This is a genomic window from Pasteurella oralis (assembly GCF_002850605.1).
Taxonomy (GTDB): Bacteria; Pseudomonadota; Gammaproteobacteria; order Enterobacterales; family Pasteurellaceae; genus Pasteurella; species Pasteurella oralis.
The window spans coordinates 370,001-388,794 of sequence record NZ_NXGB01000001.1 but is presented as its reverse complement, the minus strand read 5'-3'; the positions used below and the strand labels follow the sequence as shown (position 1 = coordinate 388,794).

General features: G+C 37.4%; 19 protein-coding genes. 11 read left to right on the top strand and 8 right to left on the bottom strand.

What is annotated here, in order from left to right:
• Positions 1–63 precede the first annotated feature (63 nt).
• The gene (locus C0975_RS01910; RefSeq protein ID WP_101774708.1) at positions 64–1,548 is read left to right on the top strand and encodes a leucyl aminopeptidase; all 1,485 of its coding nucleotides are present in this window, start codon (positions 64–66) and stop codon (positions 1,546–1,548) included.
• A 105-nt stretch (positions 1,549–1,653) separates the two neighbouring features.
• Here C0975_RS01910 and C0975_RS01905 read toward each other — a convergent pair whose 3' ends face one another.
• The 4 genes from C0975_RS01905 to dsbC all read right to left on the bottom strand — a co-directional run bounded on the left by C0975_RS01905 (position 1,654) and on the right by dsbC (position 5,507).
• Entirely contained in the window at positions 1,654–2,343 is a 690-nt protein-coding gene (locus C0975_RS01905; protein ID WP_101774707.1) for a 5'-methylthioadenosine/adenosylhomocysteine nucleosidase, read from the bottom strand.
• Positions 2,343–3,008, bottom strand: a complete 666-nt coding sequence (locus C0975_RS01900) for a thiol:disulfide interchange protein DsbA/DsbL (RefSeq protein ID WP_101774706.1) — start codon at positions 3,006–3,008, stop codon at positions 2,343–2,345. Before C0975_RS01900 ends, C0975_RS01905 begins: the two co-directional genes overlap by 1 nt.
• A 9-nt stretch (positions 3,009–3,017) precedes the next feature.
• On the bottom strand, positions 3,018–4,739 hold the full coding sequence (gene recJ / locus C0975_RS01895; RefSeq protein ID WP_101774705.1) for a single-stranded-DNA-specific exonuclease RecJ: 1,722 nt from the start codon (positions 4,737–4,739) through the stop codon (positions 3,018–3,020).
• Positions 4,740–4,820: 81 nt separating this feature from the next.
• A complete protein-coding gene (gene dsbC, locus C0975_RS01890) occupies positions 4,821–5,507 on the bottom strand; it encodes a bifunctional protein-disulfide isomerase/oxidoreductase DsbC (protein ID WP_101774704.1) in 687 nt (228 codons plus the stop codon).
• 173 nt (positions 5,508–5,680) lie between these two features.
• Between dsbC and prfB the strand changes: the two genes are divergently transcribed.
• The 10 genes from prfB (at position 5,681) to rnb (ending at position 16,113) form a co-directional block, all read left to right on the top strand.
• Positions 5,681–6,779, top strand: a protein-coding gene (gene prfB / locus C0975_RS01885; RefSeq protein ID WP_101774703.1) for a peptide chain release factor 2 whose coding sequence is annotated in 2 segments (ribosomal slippage) — positions 5,681–5,755 and positions 5,757–6,779 — 1,098 coding nt in all. Because the reading frame shifts where the segments join, the coding sequence is not laid out codon by codon here.
• A gap of 76 nt (positions 6,780–6,855) precedes the next feature.
• A complete protein-coding gene (gene lysS / locus C0975_RS01880) occupies positions 6,856–8,361 on the top strand; it encodes a lysine--tRNA ligase (protein ID WP_101774702.1) in 1,506 nt (501 codons plus the stop codon).
• 53 nt (positions 8,362–8,414) lie between these two features.
• Entirely contained in the window at positions 8,415–9,653 is a 1,239-nt protein-coding gene (locus tag C0975_RS01875) for a multifunctional sialyltransferase (protein WP_101774701.1), read from the top strand.
• Positions 9,654–9,677: 24 nt separating this feature from the next.
• Positions 9,678–10,349, top strand: a complete 672-nt coding sequence (locus C0975_RS01870) for an acylneuraminate cytidylyltransferase family protein (RefSeq protein WP_101774700.1) — start codon at positions 9,678–9,680, stop codon at positions 10,347–10,349.
• Positions 10,350–10,470: 121 nt separating this feature from the next.
• On the top strand, positions 10,471–11,148 hold the full coding sequence (gene queC, locus C0975_RS01865; RefSeq protein ID WP_101774699.1) for a 7-cyano-7-deazaguanine synthase QueC: 678 nt from the start codon (positions 10,471–10,473) through the stop codon (positions 11,146–11,148).
• Positions 11,149–11,151: 3 nt separating this feature from the next.
• Positions 11,152–11,577, top strand: coding sequence for a 6-carboxytetrahydropterin synthase QueD (queD, locus tag C0975_RS01860; protein WP_101774698.1), 426 nt, complete (start codon positions 11,152–11,154; stop codon positions 11,575–11,577).
• 89 nt (positions 11,578–11,666) lie between these two features.
• Complete coding sequence (locus tag C0975_RS01855) at positions 11,667–12,212, top strand: 7-carboxy-7-deazaguanine synthase QueE (protein WP_425440136.1); 546 nt, start codon at positions 11,667–11,669, stop codon at positions 12,210–12,212.
• A gap of 232 nt (positions 12,213–12,444) precedes the next feature.
• Complete coding sequence (locus tag C0975_RS01850; protein ID WP_101774696.1) at positions 12,445–13,200, top strand: Nif3-like dinuclear metal center hexameric protein; 756 nt, start codon at positions 12,445–12,447, stop codon at positions 13,198–13,200.
• A 76-nt stretch (positions 13,201–13,276) separates the two neighbouring features.
• Positions 13,277–14,059, top strand: coding sequence for an enoyl-ACP reductase FabI (fabI, locus tag C0975_RS01845; protein ID WP_101774695.1), 783 nt, complete (start codon positions 13,277–13,279; stop codon positions 14,057–14,059).
• 68 nt (positions 14,060–14,127) lie between these two features.
• Entirely contained in the window at positions 14,128–16,113 is a 1,986-nt protein-coding gene (rnb, locus tag C0975_RS01840; protein ID WP_101774694.1) for an exoribonuclease II, read from the top strand.
• Positions 16,114–16,218: 105 nt separating this feature from the next.
• Here the strand turns inward: rnb and murA are convergent, their stop codons facing one another.
• Genes murA through mlaC form a run of 4 tightly spaced genes read right to left on the bottom strand, consistent with a single transcriptional unit; the run spans position 16,219 to position 18,777 of the window.
• Entirely contained in the window at positions 16,219–17,496 is a 1,278-nt protein-coding gene (gene murA, locus C0975_RS01835) for a UDP-N-acetylglucosamine 1-carboxyvinyltransferase (protein WP_101774693.1), read from the bottom strand.
• Positions 17,497–17,517: 21 nt separating this feature from the next.
• Positions 17,518–17,775 carry a BolA family protein gene (locus tag C0975_RS01830; protein ID WP_101774692.1) on the bottom strand — a complete coding sequence of 86 codons (258 nt, stop codon included), beginning with the start codon at positions 17,773–17,775 and terminating at the stop codon, positions 17,518–17,520.
• Positions 17,775–18,134: an STAS domain-containing protein gene (locus tag C0975_RS01825; RefSeq protein WP_101774691.1), complete on the bottom strand. Its 360-nt coding sequence runs from the start codon at positions 18,132–18,134 to the stop codon at positions 17,775–17,777. Before C0975_RS01825 ends, C0975_RS01830 begins: the two co-directional genes overlap by 1 nt.
• 4 nt (positions 18,135–18,138) lie before the next feature.
• Positions 18,139–18,777, bottom strand: coding sequence for a phospholipid-binding protein MlaC (gene mlaC / locus C0975_RS01820; RefSeq protein ID WP_101774690.1), 639 nt, complete (start codon positions 18,775–18,777; stop codon positions 18,139–18,141).
• Positions 18,778–18,794 lie beyond the last annotated feature (17 nt).

The window sequence follows — 18,794 nt, the reverse complement described above, 5'->3', positions numbered from 1 at the left end:
CTTTGTTGGCGTATGATAACTTATTTTTCAACCGAAAACAGTAAAAATCTTTGTGAGGATAAAATGAAATATTGTGCAAAATCGACCGCACTTTTAGATATAAAAAGTAATATTATTGTTAGTATTTTTGAAGAGGGTAAACTTTCCTCTGCGGCAAGAAAAATTGATGAAATTTCGCAAAGCTACCTAACTGGTTTACTTGAATCTGGCGAGCTCACTGGCAAAATTGGGCAAGTAGTCGTGTTACGTCATCTACCCAATTATAACGCTCAACGTATTTTTGTAGTGGGCGCAGGTAAAAAAGGTGAAATAAACGAAAAACAATTTAAACAAATTATCGAAAGCACTATCCAAGCAGTAAAAGCCACTAAAGCCCAACAAATCATCAGCTACTTATCTGACATTGAAATTAAACATCGTGACCTGTACTGGAACATTCGTTTTAGCGTAGAAACCATTGAAGCCAGCTTCTATCAATTTGAACAATTCAAAAGTAAGAAAAATGAACAACATATTACATTAACAGAGTTTATTTTTAGCACTGAAGGCGAAGTTGCTCAACAAGCCATTGAACATGCAAAGGCAGTTGCTTTGGGCGTGAAATTCGCTAAAGATGTGGCGAACTGTCCACCAAATATTTGTCATCCTGTTTATTTAGCAGAACAAGCAAAAAACTTAGCTGCAAGTTCTGCATTAATGAAAACCACAGTACTTGGCGAAAAAGACATGGCGGAATTAAACATGAACGCTTATTTGGCAGTATCACAAGGCTCTGTGAATGAAGCTCAACTTTCAATTATTGAATATCGCAATCATCCAAATCCTAATGCCAAACCTATCGTACTCGTAGGGAAAGGTTTGACTTTTGATGCGGGTGGTATTTCACTTAAACCAGCTGAAGCAATGGATGAAATGAAATACGATATGGGCGGTGCTGCTGCAGTTTATGGTGTGATGCATGCACTCGCTGAACTGCAACTGCCATTAAACGTCATTGGTGTATTAGCGGGTTGTGAAAACTTACCTGATGGTCATGCTTACCGCCCTGGCGATATTTTAACAACAATGAAAGGTCTCACTGTTGAAGTATTAAATACAGATGCAGAAGGGCGTTTAGTGTTGTGTGATACCTTAACTTACGTGGAGCGTTTCGAGCCAGAATTAGTGATTGATGTAGCAACACTCACAGGCGCTTGCGTAGTCGCATTAGGCGCGCACAATAGTGGTTTAATCTCAACTGATGATGAACTCGCAGAAGAATTAACACAAGCAGCAACAGAAACGACAGATAAAGCATGGCGTTTACCATTAGGTGAAGAATACCAAGAACAATTGAAATCGAACTTTGCTGATCTGGCGAATATTGGCGGGCGCTGGGGCGGTGCAATTACAGCGGGCGCATTTTTATCAAACTTTACAGATAAATATCGTTGGGCACATTTAGATATTGCGGGTACTGCATGGTTACAAGGTGCCAATAAGGGTGCAACTGGCCGCCCTGTTCCATTATTAGTGCAATTTTTAATTAATCAAGCTAAAAACAAATAACCATATAAAGCTGCTCTGATTGAAAGCAGCTTTCCTCAGCATAAAAAGTGCGGTGAAAATTTTCAAAATTTCGACCGCACTTTTTCTTATTCTTTGATAAAAAGCTTATAGTTTGTCTAACATCCCCAACACCATTTGAGAAGATTGTTTTGCGGCAAGGGGCAAAAACTCCTCAAAAGACATACTAGCTTCGCCATCTCCTGCATCAGAAATGGCTCTCACGACCACAAAAGGTATATTAAAAGCATGGCATACTTGAGCAATGGCAGTCGCCTCCATTTCGACTGCCATCACATGTGGAAAATCAGCTTTAATTTTGGCTAATGCTGCGCCACCATGAATAAAACTATCACCAGAGCATATCAAACCTCGTTTTACATTATGCCCTTGTGCTAATGCCACTTTCTCTGCTAAATCAGATAATTTTTTATCAGAAATAAAGGCAGGAGGGCAAGCGGGTAACTGCCCTTTGGCATAACCAAATGCCGTCACATCTGCATCGTGATAAATAGTTTCACTTGAAATTACAATATCCCCGACTTTCAAGCCAGTTGACACACCACCAGCAGACCCCGTATTAATGACGATATCTGGTTGACTCAATTGTAATAATGCTGTTGTTCCCATTGCTGCCGCGACTTTACCAATACCTGATTGCAATAAAGCGACAGATTTACCCTGAATATCCCCTTCATAAATAGTGCAGCTCGCAACTTGAGTAACCACTTTGCTTTCCATCAAATTGGCTAAAATTTCAACTTCTTGTGCCATTGCACCCACAATACCAATTTTCATTATTTTTCCTTTATTAATTTATTCACTAAAAAATCTAACACTGCAAAGCTATAATCGTCATTATATAATGTACTTGCAGTTAACACATATCGTCCATCGATCACGACATAAGGATAAGTAAATACCCCATATTCTTCAGTACGTTTTTCTGCAAGTTCAACTTCGTGTGCAACTTTAGCGGAATAAAATGCTTTCGTAAAATCGTCCGTATTTATCCCTTGTGTCTCTAGCCATGCTCGTAATTCATTAAAACGAGCAAGCTGTGAAAAACGCTGTTTTTCTGCCGTTTCAAATAATAACAACGCGGATAAATCCTCTGCTTTAATTGCTTGTAAAGCATAAAAAACTAAAGCGGAATATTGTGCTTTATCGGTCGCAACAGGTTGTTCTATTAGCTTCACTTTATCGAAATTAATTTGAGAATATAACTCTAGGATATCTAATGCTGAAGAGCATACACGGCAATCATAATCAAAAAAGAATTGGATCAACAAGGGATCATTCGGATTCGAAATATAAATAGGCGCTTGGTATGAAAAATAATCTCGCCCTTCTAAAAAATGTTGCGGTTTATCTTCGTTTAAATGTAGCGAAGGCGTTCCATTAGCAACTAATGTAAAACAAGAAAAACAGAATAAAACAAATAAAAAACCAATTCGCCACATGTAAAATGATCAACTCGCCACAGGTGCAATATAGTCGACTAACAATTGCACACTACGATTGCCTCTAAATTCGTTAATATCTAATTTATATGCTAATTTTGCTGACTTGATAGACAAATCAGGATAATAACGAGTATCGACATTAAAGGCAATGGCATCAAGTAATGGTCCGCCTTGTTTTGGCTCTACCATCATTTTCAAATGTTTATCCCCGACTAAACGCTGCTGTAAGATTTTAAACTCGCCATCGAACACAGGTTCGGGAAAAGCTTGCCCCCAAGGTCCTGCTTGTTTTAGCATTTCCGCTATATCAAGGCTAAATTGTTGTGAACTCAGCTCTCCATCAGTCCAAATAATGCCTTGTAATTCATCCTCTCCTAGCCACTCATTCATCAGTTGATTAAATTCAGTTTGAAACTCGACCAAACATTCTTCACGAATTGTTAAACCAGCAGCCATTGCATGCCCCCCAAATTTTAAAATCATGTCAGGGCATTTACTATAAATACGCTCCAATGCATCACGTAAATGTATGCCTTCTACTGAACGCGCGGAGCCTTTTAAAATGCCTTCTTGTTCACGAGCAAACGCCACCACTGGACGATGAAATTGATCTTTAATTCTCGAAGCTAAAATCCCTAATACACCCTGATGCCAATCAGCTTGATATAGTACAATCCCCATAGGAAGTGTCTGTTCAAGTGCGGTCAGTTTTCGGCAAATTTCAAGTGCTTCAAGCTTCATTCCCTGCTCAATTTCTCTGCGTGTTTGATTTAGCCCATCCAGCTCTAATGCTAGTGCACGTGCTGTTGTCATGTCTTCTGCTAACAATAATTCAACACCAACAGACATATTATCTAGTCGTCCAGCAGCATTTAAACGTGGCGCGATTGAAAAGCCAAGATCAGCAGCAGAAAACTGGCTAATATCACGATTTGCAACCTCAGCTAAAGCACGAATACCACAACAGCAATGCGAAGCACGAATACGATTTAAACCTTGATAAGCTAAAATGCGGTTGTTTTGATCTAATGGCACAACATCAGCAATTGTCCCAAGTGCGACAAGATCTAATAAATCACTAAAATTAGGTTGCGTTTTTTGATCAAAAAGCCCCATTTCACGTAACTTAGCACGTAATGCCAACATTAAATAAAAAGCAACCCCAACACCGGCTAAAGATTTTGATGGAAAGCTACAATTGCTTAAATTAGGATTTACAATAGCATCGGCATTAGGCAAGACCTCTGGTGGCAAATGATGATCAGTAATTAATACTTTAACGCCATATTGTTGTAAAAAAGCCACGCCATCTACAGAAGAAACCCCATTATCAACCGTTATTAATAATTGTACCTGTTGTGCCAAAGCTTGTTCTGCCACCGCAATACTTAAACCATAACCTTGCTCAAAACGATTTGGTACTAAAAATGTGACATTAGTAAAGCCTAATTGACGTAAGGCAAGAACTGTCAGTGCGGTACTTGTTGCGCCATCTGCATCAAAGTCACCCACTATGACAATTTTTTGTTGTTGAAAATACGCTTCAACTAACAACGCAACAGCTTGCTCTATACCTTGTAATAATTTGGGATTTAATAAGGCAGCTAAAGTGCGGTCTAATTGTTGCGAGTTTTGAATATGACGGGCACGATATAAACGATCTAATAAGGGATCTGCACAAATTGATTCGCCATGTGGCACAATGCGACGTTGAATTAATTTATTCACCAAACCAACCTACAACAAAAATGAATAGATTAAGGAATTAAGGACGCTAAAAGGCGTCCTTATTTAATTGAAATGCGTTACCTATTGACGATTTAATTCCGCAAGTAGCGCTTTCGGTTCTAAGTATCCACCAATTAATTCACCTGTTGGAGTGATAATAGCTGGCGTACCATTTACACCAAATTGAAGACCTAACTGATAATGTTTTTTCACGATATCTGGTGTTTTTAACTCTTTTGGAAAATGACCTTTTTCCGCTTCATTCAATGCAAATTGTGGGTCTTTAGCAGTAAAAATCGTTTCCATCTGGCGCGCTACTTTTGAGTTTATACCTGCACGAGGAAAAGCGAGATAACGTACCGTAATTCCCAAATCATTATAGCCCTTAATCTTCTCATGTAGCACCTTACAATAATGACAGCTAATATCCATAAAGACTGTGACAACATGTTTTTCATTTTTAGCTGGATAAACGATCATTTCCTTATCAAATTTATTTAATTGCTCTAACAAAATTCCCGCTGAAACATCCGTAACGCCCTTATCACTGAGTTCATATAATTTGCCATCTACAACATATTTTGCATCTTCTGTAATATAAAAAATACCTTGCTCAGTAATCGCTGTTTTTAATCCATTAACTGGTGAATCTTTCAATTCAACATTTTTAATGCCCATATGATTAAGGCGCTCAGAAATCGCCTTTGTCGAAGCAAAAAGTGGTGCTGATAAAGTTAATCCGACAAGCACAGCCAAAAATTTTTTCATTTTTTTATTCCTATAAATTAATCACACTGATAATCGATATCTCAAAAGACAAACATAAAGATTATAAAGAGATTCCGTATTTGTGCAAGCAAAGAAGCATAAAATTGCCTACCATATAACCCCAAAATAGCATATAATTAGCGTTTAATTTTTCACTATAAAAAACTTGCAGTATGTTTGAAATTAACCCAATAAAAAATAAAATCTCAGACCTTATCGAACGCACACAAGTGCTGAGGGGGTATCTTTGACTTTGATGCCAAAGTTGAACGTTTAGAAGAAGTGAATGCCGAGCTTGAACAACCTGATGTCTGGAATGAGCCAGAAAAAGCACAAGCATTAGGTAAAGAACGAGTAGCGCTTGAAGCTATTGTTGATACGATCAAAACACTGGATCAAGGCTTAGAAGATGTAGAAGGTCTACTTGAACTTGCTATTGAGGCAGAAGATGAAGAAACCTTCAATGAAGCAAATACAGAACTTGAAGAGCTAGAACAAAAATTAGCCCAATTAGAATTTCGTCGTATGTTTAGCGGCCAACACGACTCAGCAGATTGCTATGTAGATTTACAAGCAGGCTCTGGTGGTACGGAAGCACAAGACTGGACTGAAATGCTACTACGCATGTATTTGCGTTGGGCAGAAAGCAAAGGTTTTAAAACAGAATTAATGGAAGTATCTGATGGCGATGTGGCAGGTATTAAATCAGCGACTATCAAGATTTCTGGTGAATATGCTTTTGGGTGGTTACGTACCGAAACAGGCATTCATCGTTTAGTACGCAAAAGTCCATTTGATTCAAACAACCGCCGTCATACTTCATTTAGTGCGGCCTTTGTTTATCCTGAAATTGATGATGATATTGATATAGAGATCAATCCTGCTGACTTGCGCATTGATGTATATCGTGCTTCTGGTGCAGGTGGTCAGCATGTGAATAAAACTGAAAGTGCGGTACGAATTACCCATATCCCAAGTGGCATCGTTGTACAATGTCAAAATGATCGCTCTCAACATAAAAACAAAGATCAATGTATGAAACAGTTGAAAGCGAAACTATATGAGATGGAATTACAGAAAAAAAATGCCGATAAGCAAGCCATGGAAGATAACAAATCGGACATTGGCTGGGGCAGCCAAATTCGTTCTTATGTACTCGATGATTCACGTATCAAAGATTTGCGTACTGGCGTCGAAAATCGTAATACACAAGCAGTATTAGATGGCGATTTAGATCGTTTTATTGAAGCCAGTTTAAAAGCAGGATTATGATTTAAAAAGTAGGGTCAAAATTTGCTAAAAATCGACCGCACTTGATCAAAAATTAATTTAAATTGAAAGGAAAAATATGTCAGAACAAATCCAAGAACTTGACCTTAATGGCGAAATGTTAGTTCGTCGTGAAAAATTAGCCGCATTGCGTGCCAAAGGCAACCCATTTCCAAATACTTTCCGTCGCGATGCGCTTGCGCAAGAGTTACATATCAAATATGACGACATAGAAGGCGAAGCGTTAAAAGCACAAGAAGTAGAAGTCAAAGTAGCTGGTCGTATCATGACACGTCGTGCAATGGGTAAAGCAACTTTCATTACACTACAAGATATGTCGGGTCGTATCCAACTCTATATTGCGCGTGACAATTTACCTGAAGGTGTTTATGCAGAAGATGTAGGCAGTTGGGATTTAGGCGATATTATTGGTGTTAAAGGAACGCTATTTAAAACCAAAACTAACGAATTAACTGTACGTTGTACTGAAGTCGAATTATTAACTAAAGCACTTCGTCCATTACCAGATAAATTCCATGGCTTAAGCGATCAGGAAACCCGTTATCGTCAACGTTATTTAGATCTGATCTCAAATGAAGACTCACGCCGCACGTTTATTATTCGTTCAAAAGTCATCGCGGGGATTCGTGACTATTTTATCTCGAAAGGCTTTATGGAAGTAGAAACACCGATGTTACAAATCATTCCGGGTGGTGCTTCTGCGCGTCCATTTGTAACACACCACAATGCATTAGACGTAGATATGTATTTACGTATTGCACCTGAACTTTACTTAAAACGTTTAGTGGTTGGTGGATTTGAGCGCGTATTTGAATTAAACCGCAACTTCCGCAATGAAGGCGTATCTATTCGCCATAATCCTGAATTTACTATGCTTGAATACTACCAAGCTTATGCAGATTATCACGATTTAATGGATAATACAGAAGAATTGTTGCGCAAATTAGCGCTTGATATTTTGGGAACAACTCTGGTTCCTTATGGTGACGACGAATTTGACTTCGGTAAACCGTTTGAACGCATTACTATGCATGACGCGATCTTAAAATATGGTGCAGACAAAGGCATTGTAAAAGAAGATTTATATGATTTTGATCGTGCTGTTGCTATCGCGCAGAAGTTAGGTATTGAAGTACAAAAATCATGGGGATTAGGTAGCCTTATCAATGTTATTTTTGAAGAAGTCGCAGAACATCATTTAATTCAACCTACTTTCTTAATGGCACATCCTGCTGAAATTTCACCACTAGCACGCCGTAATGATGCAAATCCAGAGGTGACAGATCGTTTTGAGCTATTTATTGGTGGACGCGAAATTGGTAATGGCTTCTCAGAATTAAATGACGCCGAAGATCAAAACGAACGTTTCGATGCTCAGGTTGCAGCAAAAGAAGCAGGCGATGATGAAGCAATGTTCAAAGATGAAGATTTTGTCACCGCACTTGAACACGGTTTACCGCCAACAGCAGGAGAAGGTCTAGGGATCGACCGTTTAGCGATGTTATTTGCTAACGTTGCCTCAATTAGAGATGTTATTCTCTTCCCTGCAATGAAACAAAAATAAACAAACATTTATTCCCCAGCGCAATGTTGGGGATAAGTTTATAGGAGCTCAATATGAAAAATTATTTATTCAAATTCAAAATTGCCATCTTTTGTATTTTATCGATAATAAGTGCATCAAATTGGGCTAAATCAGTGACTATTTATTTAGATCCGGCATCCCTTCCTGCCTTAAATCAATTGATGGATTTTACGCAAAAAAGTGATGATAAAGAAACTGCACGCATTTTTGGCCATACTCGTTTTAAAATGCCGGAAGAGATTCAAAAGCAATACCAACATATCGATATGGTAGGTATTAAAGATGAAAAACCAACCGAGGAACTCTTCTCAATTTTAGATCAATATCCTGAATCGTTAGAATTAGATTTACATATGAGTATTGCACATGCAACAAAACTCATTCAACCTATTTTAGCGTACCGCTTTAAACATCCATCACGAGTTTCTATCCGTAGTCTTAATTTATATGATGACGGCTCATTAGAATATGTAGGTTTAGAAAATCTGCAAGATGTTGATATTCCAAAAGCTATTGCTCAAGCAGAGCAACAATTAGCTTCTTTTTTAATGACTGGAAAAGCCAAATTCGATAACCCAATCGTTGCTCGTTATGTATGGCAATCACAGTTTCCTGTAAAATATCATTTTTTAAGTCCTGAATATTTTGAAAAAGCAGCATTTATTAAACCACTTAAAGAATATTTACAAGACAACTACCAAAAAATGGCGTTATTTGCTTATCAAGATTTATCTTCAGAAAAACAAGCCCTATATTTAAAGTTAGTTGGTTTTAATGATCAAATTAAACAATTATTAGAAACGACTGAGAAAAAATTTATATTCACCGGTACCACGACTTGGGAAGCGAAGACAGATGTCAGAGAGTACTATGCTCAACAGCAGCTTAATCTCTTAAAACACTTTACGCAACCTAATGGAGAATTATTCATTGGAGATGACTATAAAGTCTATTTCAAAGGTCATCCTAAAGGGGATGAAATTAATGAATATATTCTAAATAATGCCAAAGATATTATTAATATCCCTGCCAATATCTCTTTTGAAATCTTAATGATGACAGGTTTATTACCTGACAAAGTTGGCGGAATTGCAAGTTCACTTTATTTTTCATTACCGAAAGAAAAAATTAGCCACATTATATTTACCACTAATAAACAAGTAAAAAGTAAAGAAGATGCACTTAATAATCCATATGTAAAAGTGATGCAACGTTTGGGTATCATTGATGAATCTCAAGTTATTTTTTGGGATACATTAAAACAGTTGTAATTGGTAATAAATAGGGGGCTTATTATGGTAAGTATCGCAATTATCCCAGCACGCGCAGGTTCAAAAGGAATTCCTGATAAAAACCTTCAGCTTGTTGGCGGACACTCTCTTATCGGTCGTGCTATTTTAGCAGCGAAAAATGCTAACGTATTTGATCAAATCATAGTAACTTCAGATGGGGATAACATTTTAGCTGAAACCAAAAAATATGGTGCAATAACAATTAAAAGACCAGTTGAATTAGCCCAAGATAACTCACGAACAATTGATGCAGTTTTACACGCATTACAAACATTAGGTCTTAAACAAGGTACTTGTACCTTATTGCAACCGACAAGCCCATTACGTGATCACCTTGATATAAAAAACGCAATGGATATGTATATTAATGGCGGTGTCAAATCCGTCGTTTCAGCTTGCGAATGTGAACATCACCCTTATAAGGCTTTCTCTTTAGATGAAAATCATGAAGTCTTACCTGTTCGTGAAATCCATGATTTTGAAGCTGCACGTCAAACATTGCCTAAAATGTATCGCGCTAATGGCGCTATTTACATTAATGATATCGATAGCTTACTCAAAGAAAAATACTTCTTTATTCCACCATTAAAATTTTATTTAATGCCAACTTATCGTTCTGTAGATATTGATGTTAAACAGGATCTCGAATTAGCGGAAATTTTATCAAACAAATAACCGAAATTCGTTATATGGCGATAGGGAATTCTCCTATCCAATGACATTCAAAAGTGGTTCGTAACCATCCCACTTGGGCAAATAAATAGTTTATTTGCCCGAAACAAAACTAGGAAAAATAATGCAGTTAACTAATCCAAATAACGATCGTAAAGCGATTGTCATCTTTTCTGGTGGACAAGATTCTACCACTTGTCTAATTCAAGCGATTCAAGACTATGGTGTCAAAAATGTGGAAACTATCACTTTCCAGTACGGGCAACGTCATGTTATTGAGCTAGCAAAAGCACAATGGATAGCACAAGATCTTGGCGTAAAACAAACATTGATTGATACCTCTGTCATTCAAGCAATTACGACAAATGCCTTAATGGATAATGAAGCTAAAATTGTGCAACAAGGAAATATTCCCAATACTTTCGTTGATGGGCGCAATGCCTTATTTCTACTCTACAGCGCAATTTATGCTAAAGGGCAAGGAATTCAAGATATTATTACTGGTGTATGCGAAACAGATTTTAGTGGTTATCCTGATTGCCGTGATATCTTTATTAAATCCATGAATGTCACATTAAATCTCGCAATGGATTACCAATTTAATCTCAAAACACCTTTAATGTATCTCACCAAAGCACAAACATGGCAGTTGGCAGATGAACTCGGTGCCTTAGACTATATTCGCCAGCATACCCATACTTGTTACATGGGTGTTGAACAAGGTTGCGCTGAATGCCCAAGTTGTATATTACGTGAAAAGGGGTTACAAGAATATCTTTCAATGAAAAGTGCGGTGGTCTAATTTATGTTTAAAATTACGAAAGAATTTAGCTTTGATATGGCACATATGCTCGATGGACATGATGGTAAGTGTAAAAATTTACATGGGCATACGTATAAGCTACAAGTAGAACTTTGTGGCGATCTGCATCAAACAGGCCCTAAAAGAGGTATGGTCATTGATTTTTCAGATTTAAAAAAAATTGTTAAACAACGTATTTTAGATCCTATGGATCATGCTTTTATTTATGATAGCCATAGTGAAAAAGAAACGAAAGTTGCCACATTATTACAGTCGTTAGATTCTAAAATCTTTGCCTTGCCAACGCGTACTACTGCAGAAGAAATGGCTCGTTTTATTTTCAATTGTTTGAAATATGAGGAAAATTTACCTATTTCTGCTATTCGTCTTTGGGAAACTCCTACTTCGTTTTGTGAATATGAGGAATAAGTGCAGTGCCAATTCAAGATGTTTTACAATTGAAATATCACATTGTCGAAATTTTTGAAAGTTTGCAGGGTGAGGGGTTGAATACTGGCATGCCAAGTATTTTTGTACGTCTTGGCAAATGTAATCTGGCTTGCCCATGGTGTGATACCAATTACAACCAACATAGCCTTTGGACGCTTTCACAAATTCTAGATAAAGTGCGGTCATTTTCTAGCAAAAATATCATTATCACTGGCGGTGAGCCCACTATTGTACCTAAAATTGATCAGCTACTTGATCACTTAAAAGCAGAAGGTTATTTTCTCGCGATTGAAACCAATGGGTTAAAAACAGTTCCAGCACAAATCGACTATATTGCTACTAGCCCAAAGCGATTATATCAGCATAAATATCAGCAACAGTGCATTCCCTTTGCTCATGAAGTCCGCATTGTTGCAGATGAAGATGTATTAGATTTTTGCGAGCAAATCGAACAACGAATCAAAGCAAATCATTACTATTTATCACCTTGTGAAGTCAATGGTGAAATGAATTTACTTAAAACAATTACACAATTAGGTGTTTTAAATCAACGAGTTAATAAACCAAAATGGCAGTTAAGTATACAAGCTCACAAATTAATAGGAATTGAATAAAAGGTGATTTATCACCTTTTTTCATTTTTATTCATATTTCACTTGATCATTATATAATAAAATATATAATGAATCTATTTTCTTATTCAAGTAGTAAAACAATTCGGCTAATGTGAGCACTCCCCCATAATCTTGAAAAAGATTTTCACATTAGCCATTTTTTTCTTCTTATTCCACCTCAAATCCTTTACCATTGCCTCATTCTTTTATCACTATAGGATTACTAACCAGCATGAATCACATTGAACTTGAGCAAATTCTAAATCAGAAATTAAATAGCCAAAGTATTTCAGACTACGCACCCAATGGTCTACAGGTTGAAGGAAAAACTGAAGTTAATAAAATCATCACTGGAGTTACTGCTAGCCAAGCTCTGATTGATTACGCAATATCTCAACAAGCTGATGCCATCTTAGTTCACCACGGCTATTTTTGGAAAAGTGAAAGTCTTTGTATTCGCGGCATGAAAGGTAAACGCATTAAAAGTTTATTAGTCAATGATATTAATTTATATGCTTACCACTTACCGTTAGACGTACATGCTGAATTAGGAAATAATACCCGTTTAGCAGCTTTATTAGAAATCGAAAACCTACAACCTTTAGAACAAGGTACTATCAGTATTCCCGTTTATGGTACACTAAAAACCCCCTTAACTAGTGAGACTTTTGCACAACGTATTGAGCAAGTATTAAAACGAAAACCGCTAGTATGCAGTGATCACGCACCACACTTAATCCGTACTGTTGCAATCTGTACTGGTGGTGGTCAAGGTTATATCGATTTAGCCGCTAATCAAGACATTGATGCTTTTATTACAGGCGAAGTATCAGAACAAACTATCCATTCAGCCCGTGAACAAGGCATTCATTTCTTCGCTGCTGGTCATCATGCTACTGAGCGTTATGGTATCCAAGCATTAGGCGAATGGCTAACACAAACTTATGGTTTAGCTGTTGAGTTTAAAGATATTGATAATCCGGCTTAAATAAGGTCAGCTTTGTATTTATCCATATTTTCCCTTATACTAGCCACAATTTTTAACATACGAAAAGGTATTGATTATGGGGTTTTTAACAAATAAACGTATTTTAATTGCTGGGGTTGCAAGCAATCGTTCTATTGCTTACGGTATTGCGCAAGCGATGAAACGTGAAGGTGCTGAATTAGCCTTCACCTATCAAAATGACAAATTAAAAAGCCGTGTGGAAGAATTTGCAAAAGAATTAGGTTCAGATATTGTCATCCCTTGTGACGTAGGGACAGATGAAAGCATTGAACAATGTTTTACTGAGCTAGCAAAACATTGGGATAAATTTGATGGTTTTGTCCATTCAATTGCATTCGCACCAGCGGATCAATTAGATGGCGATTATGTTGATGCAGTCAATCGTGAAGGTTTCCGTATTGCTCATGATGTCAGTTCTTATAGTTTCGTTGCCATGGCCAAAGCTGCTCGCCAAATGTTAAATCCAAACTCTGCCTTATTAACCCTTTCATACTTAGGTGCAGAGCGTGCAATTCCAAACTATAACGTAATGGGCTTAGCCAAAGCGTCACTAGAAGCAAATACTCGTTTTATGGCAGCGTCTTTAGGAAAAGAAGGCATTCGAGTCAATGCTATTTCTGCAGGACCAATCCGCACACTGGCTGCATCAGGCATTAAAAACTTCAAAAAAATGCTTGCCAATTTTGAACAGACTGCACCTTTACGCCGCACTGTAACTATTGAAGATGTTGGTAACTCTGCTGCATTCTTGTGTTCAGATCTTGCAGCTGGCGTCACTGGTGAAGTATTGCATGTTGATGCAGGTTTCAGCATTGTCGCTATGGGCGAACTTGAATAGGTTTTTATTGTTTATTCTAAGCGGACGATCTTGTCCGCTTTTTTTGACTTTTTAATGGATATTTCTCAATGTTCCAAAACAATCCCCTTCTTTCCCAATTAAAACAACAAATCCGAGAAAGTAAACTGCAAGTTGAAGGCACGGTTAAAGCCTCTGATAAAGCCTTTGGCTTCCTTGAATGTGACAAAAAAAGTTATTTCATTCCTCCTGCAGCAATGAAAAAAGTGATGCATGGCGATAAGATCAAAGCCTTGATTGAAGTTATTGGTGACAAAGAACAAGCTGAACCAGATCAACTCCTCGAACCAATGCTGACTCGCTTCATTGCACGTGTGCGCTTTAATAAAGAGAAAAAACTCCAAATCTTAGTTGATCATCCGCAAATTAACCACGCAATTGGCGCAAATAAAGCAAAAGCGATCAAAGAAGAGTTGCAAGAAGGTGATTGGGTCGTAGCAAACCTTAAAACCCATCCTTTACGTGATGATCGCTTTTTCTTTGCACAAATTAATGAATTTATTTGTCATGCCGATGATGAATTCGCACCATGGTGGGTTACTTTGGCACGCCATGAACAATCTCGCTATCCAGTAAATGGATTAACGAGCTATCAAATGCACGATCAGCAAACTCGCGAAGATCTGACCGCACTTCACTTTGTTACCATAGATGCCGAAACCACGCTTGATATGGATGATGCACTATATATTGAACCTATTAAGCAAGGTGAGCAGCAAACAGGCTGGAAATTAGTTGTTGCTATCGCGGACCCAACAGCATACATACCGTCTGATTCAACGATTGAACAAGATGCCAAACAACGTTGTTTTACTAATTACTTACCTGGCTTTAATATTCCAATGTTACCAAGAGAGCTAGCGGATGAAATCTGTTCATTAACCAAAGATCAAATTCGCCCAGCATTAGTTTGTTATATTGAAACAGATTTAGCTGGAAATCTTAGTGCAAAACCGCATTTTGTTTCTGCTTATATTCAATCAAAAGCGAAATTAGTTTATGAACACGTTTCTGACTATTTAGAACAAGCAGTTAATGCTTGGCAGCCTGAAACCGTAGAAATAGCACAACAAATTGACTGGCTACATCAATTCACACAAGCACGTATCCAGTGGCGTAAGCAACATTCTTTACTTTTTAAAGAAAAACCTGATTATCACTTCATTTTGGCTGAAAATGGCAAAGTGGCTGAAATCAAAGCGGAATATCGACGTATCGCGAATCAAATCGTAGAAGAAGCCATGATTATTGCAAATATTTGTGCAGCAGAATATTTAGATGAACATGCAAAATGTGGCATTTTCAATACACATGCAGGCTTCGATAAAAAGAACCTTGACACAGCACATCATTTTCTACTCACTAATTTGGCAAATGACACGAATCATGCTCTGTTAACAGAACGCTATTCGGTAGATAATCTCACCACGCTCACAGGCTATTGCCAAATGCGTCGTGATATTGAACAAGTAGACAATGATTATTTGGAATTTCGTTTACGCCGTCTGTTAACTTTTGCAGAATTTAAAACTGAATTCGCGCCACATTTTGGCTTAGGATTGACAGGTTATGCTACTTGGACCTCACCTATCCGTAAATATTCAGATATGGTAAACCACCGCTTAATTAAAGCCATTTTAACTAATCAACCCTATGAAAAACCACAAGATGAAATCTTGCTTCGCTTACAAGAGGCACGTCGTCAAAATCGTTTAGTTGAGCGTGATATTGCAGATTGGTTATATTGTCGTTATCTAGCCGAGAAAGTTGCACAAAAACCCGAATTTGAAGCTAAAGTACAAGATGTAATGCGTAGTGGTTTACGTGTCCAACTGCTTGAAAATGGCGCTTATGCCTTTATTCCAGCACCTACTTTACATGACAATAAAGAGGAAATGAGCGTTAATTCTGATGAGCTTTCACTTTATATTCAAGGTAAGCTTGCTTACAAAATTGGCGATGTGATCCAAGTACAACTTTGCGAAGTAAAAGAAGAAACAAGGAGTATTATTGTCATCCCAGTTCAGCAGAAATAAGAAAATAAAGTGTTAATTAAAAAATTAATCCTATAAAAAACCACTTCCTATCTTGAAGTGGTTTTTTAATAAAGAATAAAAACAGAATATTAGCACATCAAACTATTAACACTCTTCTGTTTCGCTTGAAAAACGCTCAATTCGCGCACCTAAACCGCGTAATTTTTCTTCGATACGTTCATAACCACGATCAATATGATATATACGATCAACAATCGTTTCCCCTGTTGCTATGCAGCCCGCTAGCACAAGACTAATTGATGCACGCAGATCTGTTGCCATGACTTCAGCACCAGAAAGATGATCGACACCATGACAAATCGCCGTATTTCCTTCAATTTCAGCTTTTCCGCCCATACGAATTAATTCTGGAATATGCATGAAACGGTTTTCAAAAATAGTTTCAGTAATGATACTTGTACCTGAAGCTACCATATTTAATAAAGTAAATTGTGCTTGCATATCAGTTGGGAAACCCGGGTATGGTGCAGTACGAATATTTACTGCACGAGGACGATTACCTAACATATCCAAAACGATGCTGTTTTCTGTTACATCAATTTGCGCACCTGCTTCACGTAATTTATCGATCACAGCATCAAGCGTATCAGCTTTAGTATTATGGCATTCAATACGACCACCAGAAATTGCAGCAGCGACCAGGAATGTCCCCGTTTCAATACGATCTGGCACAATACGATGTTCACAACCAGTTAAACGATCAACACCTTCTACAATGATCGTATCTGTACCAGCACCTGAAATTTTAGCGCCCATTTTATTTAAGAAAATCGCAGTATCTGTAATTTCAGGTTCACGCGCGGCATTCTCGATCGTTGTTTTACCTTTAGCTAAGGTTGCTGCCATCATAATAGATAAAGTGGCACCTACACTCACTTTCTCTACAACAATACGCGTTCCAACTAAACGATGATCAACAAATGCTTTAACATAACCATCTTCTAATGCAATTTGTGCCCCTAAACGCTCTAACCCGCTAATATGCAAATCTACCGGACGCGCACCAATAGAGCAACCACCTGGCAATGAAACTTGTCCTTGGTTAAAACGTGCAACGAGTGGCGCCAAAGCCCAAATAGAAGCACGCATCGTTTTAACCAATTCATATGGTGCAACAAAATGATCGATACTTGACGCATCTAAATGCACCGCGCCATTTTCACCACGTTCTACAACAACCCCTAATTTACGTAAAATTTTTAATGTTGTTTCAATATCCTTTAACTCAGGTACATTCGTTAACGTCACTGGTTCTTCCGCCAGAATAGCAGCGAACAGAATAGGTAATGCCGCATTTTTTGCACCAGAAATATTAACCGAACCTTTTAAACGAGATTGCCCATAAACACGAAATTTTTGCATAAGAATATCCTACTGCTTACTTTAAGAAGGTTGATTAAACAAGCGCTCACGCTTCCACTTGTCAACGGTATAAGTTTTAATTGTCAATGCATGAATCGCGTTACTTGAAATATGTTCCATTAATGGAGCATAAATAAGTTGTTGTTGCTTGACTCTTGATAAACCTGCAAACTCATCACTAACCGCAATCACACCATAATGCGCATTCTCACCTTGAACATAAACCTCATCTAAGTTTAATGCTTCTTTTAAAATTCGTTCTATTTCTTGCGTTTCCATTAATTATTTCCGTCGGATTGAACAAATGTTGCTATCCAAGCGGATAGCCCAAATAAATCTGCCAATGTGAATAATTGGCTTGGTGCATTTTTTAACACAATGTGATATTCCTGCTTTACTACAGTTTGGCAATATTGCAAAAAATCACACAATAATGCAAAACCAGCAGAATCAATTCTACTCACTTGGGATAGGTCCCAAAAGATATATGACGTATTGCGTTTTTCTGCTGATAAAAAAGAAGCACGTTGCTCCCATAAAGGCAGCAACGTGTCACGAGATAACTCCCCAATGAATTGGAGAGTTATATTATCATCATTTTGTTTTATTGCCCAAGTTAAACTTTTTACTGTTTTCATTTGCTTATTTACTTAAAGTCACTGGTACTTTTGCTGCTTTTTCAACTTGTTCAGTGAGTGTATCTAAGCCGCTTTTTACAATTATCGGTGCCCACTCTTTCTCTTTCGTTTCTACCATACTTACGCCTTCGGCGCTCATATCAAATACTTGCCATTTCCCAGATTTACTGTTTTTATACCAATAAAAAGTTAAATTAACTGGCGCTTGATTACCACTTTGAATAACTTTGACACGAATACTTGCCGTTTTATCTGCTGATTCTGTTTTTGGCTTATCAATTTGTAATTTTTGATCCGAATACAAAGTTAGTACTTGTGCATAAGTTTGTTCAATATATTGCTCAAAAGCAGTAAAGAATTTTTCTCTTTGCTCTGGCGTAGTTGCTTTAAAATTTTTACCTAATACTTTTGAACCTGCATATTTAACATGAACATAAGGCATAAGTTCAGAACGTACAATTGTTCTCAAATAATTAGGATCTTGTTTGATTTTAGCTTGATTAGCTGTAATGTTTTTAAATAATTTCTCAGACACTTCTACGGTTAAATCATAAGGTGTCTCTGCTGCAAATACTTGAACTGAAAAAAGTGCGGTCAAAACTACCACAATTTTTGCCATCATGCTTTTCAATGTTGCCAACATAGTATTCTCCTACTTAA